Here is a 4126-nt window from a genome sequence, read left to right as displayed (position 1 = left end):
TTGAAATCCCAAAAAATGCACACTTTTTCCGGTATACCCTTCAAAACCCTTGCACTAATTTCTGTGTTTATCAGCCTCTAACCTTTGATATATCAAGGTTTTAGGTTTATTCAGCAAACCCTATATAAACACCTTTAGTTATGGATGCTTCTACATCAAAAATTATTGCTTGTCGTCTTTGCCATTCTTGAACTACATCATTTGCCGTTGAAGTTAGCGGGTCAAGATTGCTATTAATTCCAGTTAAAATTATTAATTTCTGTTCATAATCTTGGGCATTATTAGCTTCAACTACAGCAAAACCCTTAGTTTCATTTACTAATTTTAAATAAACATCTATATAACTTTTCATGAAATCCATAGCAATAGCATATAGTGTACTACTACTTTCATCAAGATCGTTAGTATTATCAATATCTAAATCTGAGTTAAATTCTTTTTGCATGAATATGATACTCTCCTAATTTATTTGCACCTGTCCTTTTTTTTAGCAACCAGCGTTCACCCCGTTTTCTCATATTCTCTACATTGATAATTTGAAAACCGTTATCTATCATTAATTGACTCAAGATTTCATGAGTGGGAATATAAACGCCATATAGTGCAGCATCGGAAACAATCAAATGTAAATTACTACTAGATCGCAGTATTCTCTGTAATTCTCTAATTACATTTTGCATTTGGGCAAAATATGGATATATCAATAAATAATAATCTTTTTTACCTGGTCTGATTTTTCTTTCATTAAATAATTCTGCTATGATAGAATCTAAATATTTTAACTTGAATCTTGTTGATAATGTAGAAGAGAAAAAATCTTGATTCCTTTTTAAATCTGTAGGTGCTGTTGTTGTATTCACAATTAAACGACGACGAACTTTTTCTGTAATTTCTCTCCAAGAACCCGCATAACGCCAGAAATATAATTCCATCCTGGTCATTTCTGCAAAATCAAAGTTATTTAAATAAGGTGGAGAAGTTATACAAAGTGAACAACTTTCATTTTCCACAGATTGCATATTTTCTGAACTGCAAAAATTTAATTTAGCTTGAGAACTGAAAGTATTTTGAGCTTGTAAATATTCAACATCTTCATATATTTGTTTACATATTCTAGAAACAGAATCATCAAAAGAGATGGATTTTTTTAAAGTAGTCGGTGCTTTATAAATACCATCAGTTTGTGCTAAAGAAGTTTGTTCAAGAACCTTGGAAACTATTAACCGAAATAATGATTTATTTTCCTGATCAAGCTGATTTTCTATTTCTAGACAACTTGCTAATAAAGTTAAATTATCTTCTGCAATCAGCTTAGTTAAAAATTTTAAAGCGTCTTCAGTCCATATTTCTTGGAAATTGCCAGTATAAGGTTTAATTGATAATAATAGGTTCTCTAAATACTTGATATTTTCTGTATCTAATATAGGAAATATTTTGGCTTGTGATATGTCATAGAAAAAAGGATGAGCTTCAAATCCTATTGAAGAAACATTTTGCAAATTAGCTTCAACCAGTGTAGTACCTAATCCAGAAAAAGGATCAATGACAACATCTTCACTATTGATGTGTGCAGCTTTTATGCAAAATTTCACAAATTCAGGAGAAAACCCAGCGATAAAATTGTACCATCTATGAATAGAGTATTGATTGGTAAATAGATTAGTACATAAATTTTTACTAGCTTGATTAGCTTCCAAATTAGTGTTTGATATTTTCTGTTTTTCTGGTAAATCAAATAGGTTTAATTGAGACATATAAGCAGCTTTCTTGTATTTTTTGATACTAAATTATCAATTTTCAAGACAGTAATTAGCCAATTATAAAGGCTGATTACTGCCAATTTTCCCCATCTCTACCCATCACCCTTCACATTCAAAGCGTATTCTCTAAACCTCTCCAAATCCGCTTGAATCGTTGACTCTACAGCTTTTCCCAAAAACAAATTATCCATCAACTTACCCAAAAAACCAGGGATAGCATAGGAAATAGTCATCTTCACAATACTACCTCCTCCATGGCGATCGTAAAAACGAATTGCCCCTTGATTGGGTAAACCATCCACAGATTCCCATTGAATAATTTGATGAGAAATTGTTTTAAGAATCCGAGATTTCCAGGTAAATTCTAAACCGCCTGTACTCAATTTCCATAAAGAAATCTCTGGATCATCAGGGGAAATTTTCACCGAATCAATCCATTTCATCCAGTTCGGCATTTGTTCTAAATCAGACCACAACCCCCATACTAATTCTATGGGAGCTTCTACTTCTACCTGTACGCTATGTTCTAACCAGTCAGCCATTGGATTTGTTTGATAATTGATAATTGATAATTGATAATTGATAATTGATAATTGGTGATTGGTAATTCAGAAGAACCTTTACCCAGTCCCCAGTCCCCAGCGATGCACTGAGCTTGTCGAAGTGTCCCCAGTCCCCAATACCTAATTCTTCACACTTTCTAGAATGACTTTTGCTGCACGTCTTCCAGAAATTGTTGCACCTTCCATAGAATCAATATAATCCTGTTGGGTGTAACTTCCTGCTAAGAAAAAGTTAGGAATTGGTGTTTTTTGATCAGGTCTGTAAACATCCATTCCTGGTGCTTCTCTGTATAAAGATTGAGCTAGTTTCACTACACTGTACCAAGTCATGTTTAATTCTCTGGATGAGGGGAATAATTCATAGACTTGTTTTAAAACGTGCTGGGCGATCGCCTCGTTGCTTTCTTTAATAAACGGATCTCCCGGTGTCAATACTAGCTGCAACAATGAACCCTCCCCAGGACGATAATAATCTGCGGGACTAGTTAAAGCCAAATCCGCAAAACAAGAAAAATCAGCATCTGCTGTATATAACAAATTATCCAACCCCGCAGCATGATTTAACTGTTTCCGTTTTTCTGCATCTTGTAGTTCTGTCACCCAACCATCAAACCTTAACTGTACTGTAGCGACTGGAACAGCTTCAAGTTTATAAATGTTATCAAATTCTGACCATTTTCGCCATGCTTGGGGTAAAACTCGCTGAATCCCCGGTACATCACAAGCACAAACATAAGCATCAGCTGTGATTACTTCTTCTTTGTCACCTTGGGCAACTACTATACCTGTTACCTTGGTTTTTGCTTCCCCAAGAACATTAGACTCAGTGAATTGAATTTCCCGCACCTGTCTACGGGTATAGATTTTTGTACCTCTGGCTTCTAAATATTCAATAATTGGTTTATGTAAATATTCGTGGGGTGAACCTTCCAGCATTCGCAAAATAGAAGCTTCGGTTCTCACTGCAAAAAACTGGAAAATTGTCAACATACAACGGGCAGAAATATGATCGCAATCAATAAAGCCCAAAGCATAAGCGATAGGATTCCACATCCGTTTGATGCTGCCTTTACTGCCTCCGTGACTATAGAACCAGTCAGAAAAACTGATTTTGTCTAAATCGCGGATATTTCTCATTGCCCCTTCAAAGTCTACCAAACCCCGGACAATGGGGCTAGTTCCCAGAGCGATCGCATTTTGCAGTTTATCCAGTGCTGAAAGTTGGGAAGTAGTGAAAAATGCCTTTAAGCCATTAAAAGGCGCACCGGTGATAAAACGAAAATCTAAAGCCCCAGTGCGTCCTCCTTTATTGATGAAAGTGTGGGTATGTTCTTTCAGGCGTAAATTGTTCCCTGCTCCCACTTTTTCCATCAACTCAAACAGATTGTAGTAGCAGCCAAAAAAGACGTGCAGCCCCATTTCTATGTGGTTGCCATTACCATCCACCCAACTGCCAACTTTCCCACCGACAAAGGGACGAGATTCAAAGATTTGTACCTCACAACCCGCATCGGCTAAATCTACGGCAGTAGCCAACCCAGCTAATCCTGCTCCTACAATTGCAACACGCATTCCCAAGTTCCTCTATTACTTACGCCAAGCTGCGCTATAAGTTTCTTTACAAATTGTAACTGGGTTGGTGTCAGAATAGGTAATGGGTAATGGAGACTGGGGATTGGTGACTGGGGACTGGGAAGAAAGCAGGGGGAGCAGGGGAGGCAGGGAAGGCAGGGGAGGAAAAGATTTTTACCAATGCCCAATGCCCAATGCCCAATGCCCAATGCCCAATGCCTCATTAAGCAT

4 protein-coding genes are annotated in these 4126 nt (G+C 36.8%); all 4 read right to left on the bottom strand.

What is annotated here, in order from left to right:
• Positions 1 to 106: 106 nt before the first annotated feature.
• The 4 genes from FFR48_RS26005 to zds all read right to left on the bottom strand — a co-directional run bounded on the left by FFR48_RS26005 (position 107) and on the right by zds (position 3895).
• On the bottom strand, positions 107 to 445 hold the full coding sequence (locus tag FFR48_RS26005) for a hypothetical protein (RefSeq protein ID WP_137669355.1): 339 nt from the start codon (positions 443 to 445) through the stop codon (positions 107 to 109).
• On the bottom strand, positions 429 to 1754 hold the full coding sequence (locus FFR48_RS26000; protein WP_137669354.1) for a DNA methyltransferase: 1326 nt from the start codon (positions 1752 to 1754) through the stop codon (positions 429 to 431). The genes FFR48_RS26005 and FFR48_RS26000 overlap by 17 nt, the downstream gene beginning before the upstream one ends.
• A gap of 98 nt (positions 1755 to 1852) precedes the next feature.
• Positions 1853 to 2302 carry an SRPBCC family protein gene (locus FFR48_RS25995; protein ID WP_137669353.1) on the bottom strand — a complete coding sequence of 150 codons (450 nt, stop codon included), beginning with the start codon at positions 2300 to 2302 and terminating at the stop codon, positions 1853 to 1855.
• Between the two features lie 141 nt (positions 2303 to 2443).
• Positions 2444 to 3895 carry a 9,9'-di-cis-zeta-carotene desaturase gene (zds, locus tag FFR48_RS25990; RefSeq protein WP_137669352.1) on the bottom strand — a complete coding sequence of 484 codons (1452 nt, stop codon included), beginning with the start codon at positions 3893 to 3895 and terminating at the stop codon, positions 2444 to 2446.
• Positions 3896 to 4126: the final 231 nt, after the last annotated feature.

It is taken from the genome of Sphaerospermopsis reniformis (genome assembly GCF_005402885.1).
Classification (GTDB): domain Bacteria; phylum Cyanobacteriota; class Cyanobacteriia; order Cyanobacteriales; family Nostocaceae; genus Sphaerospermopsis; species Sphaerospermopsis kisseleviana.
The sequence above is the reverse complement of the archived record's forward strand: the minus strand, read 5'-3'. Positions and strand labels throughout refer to the sequence as shown.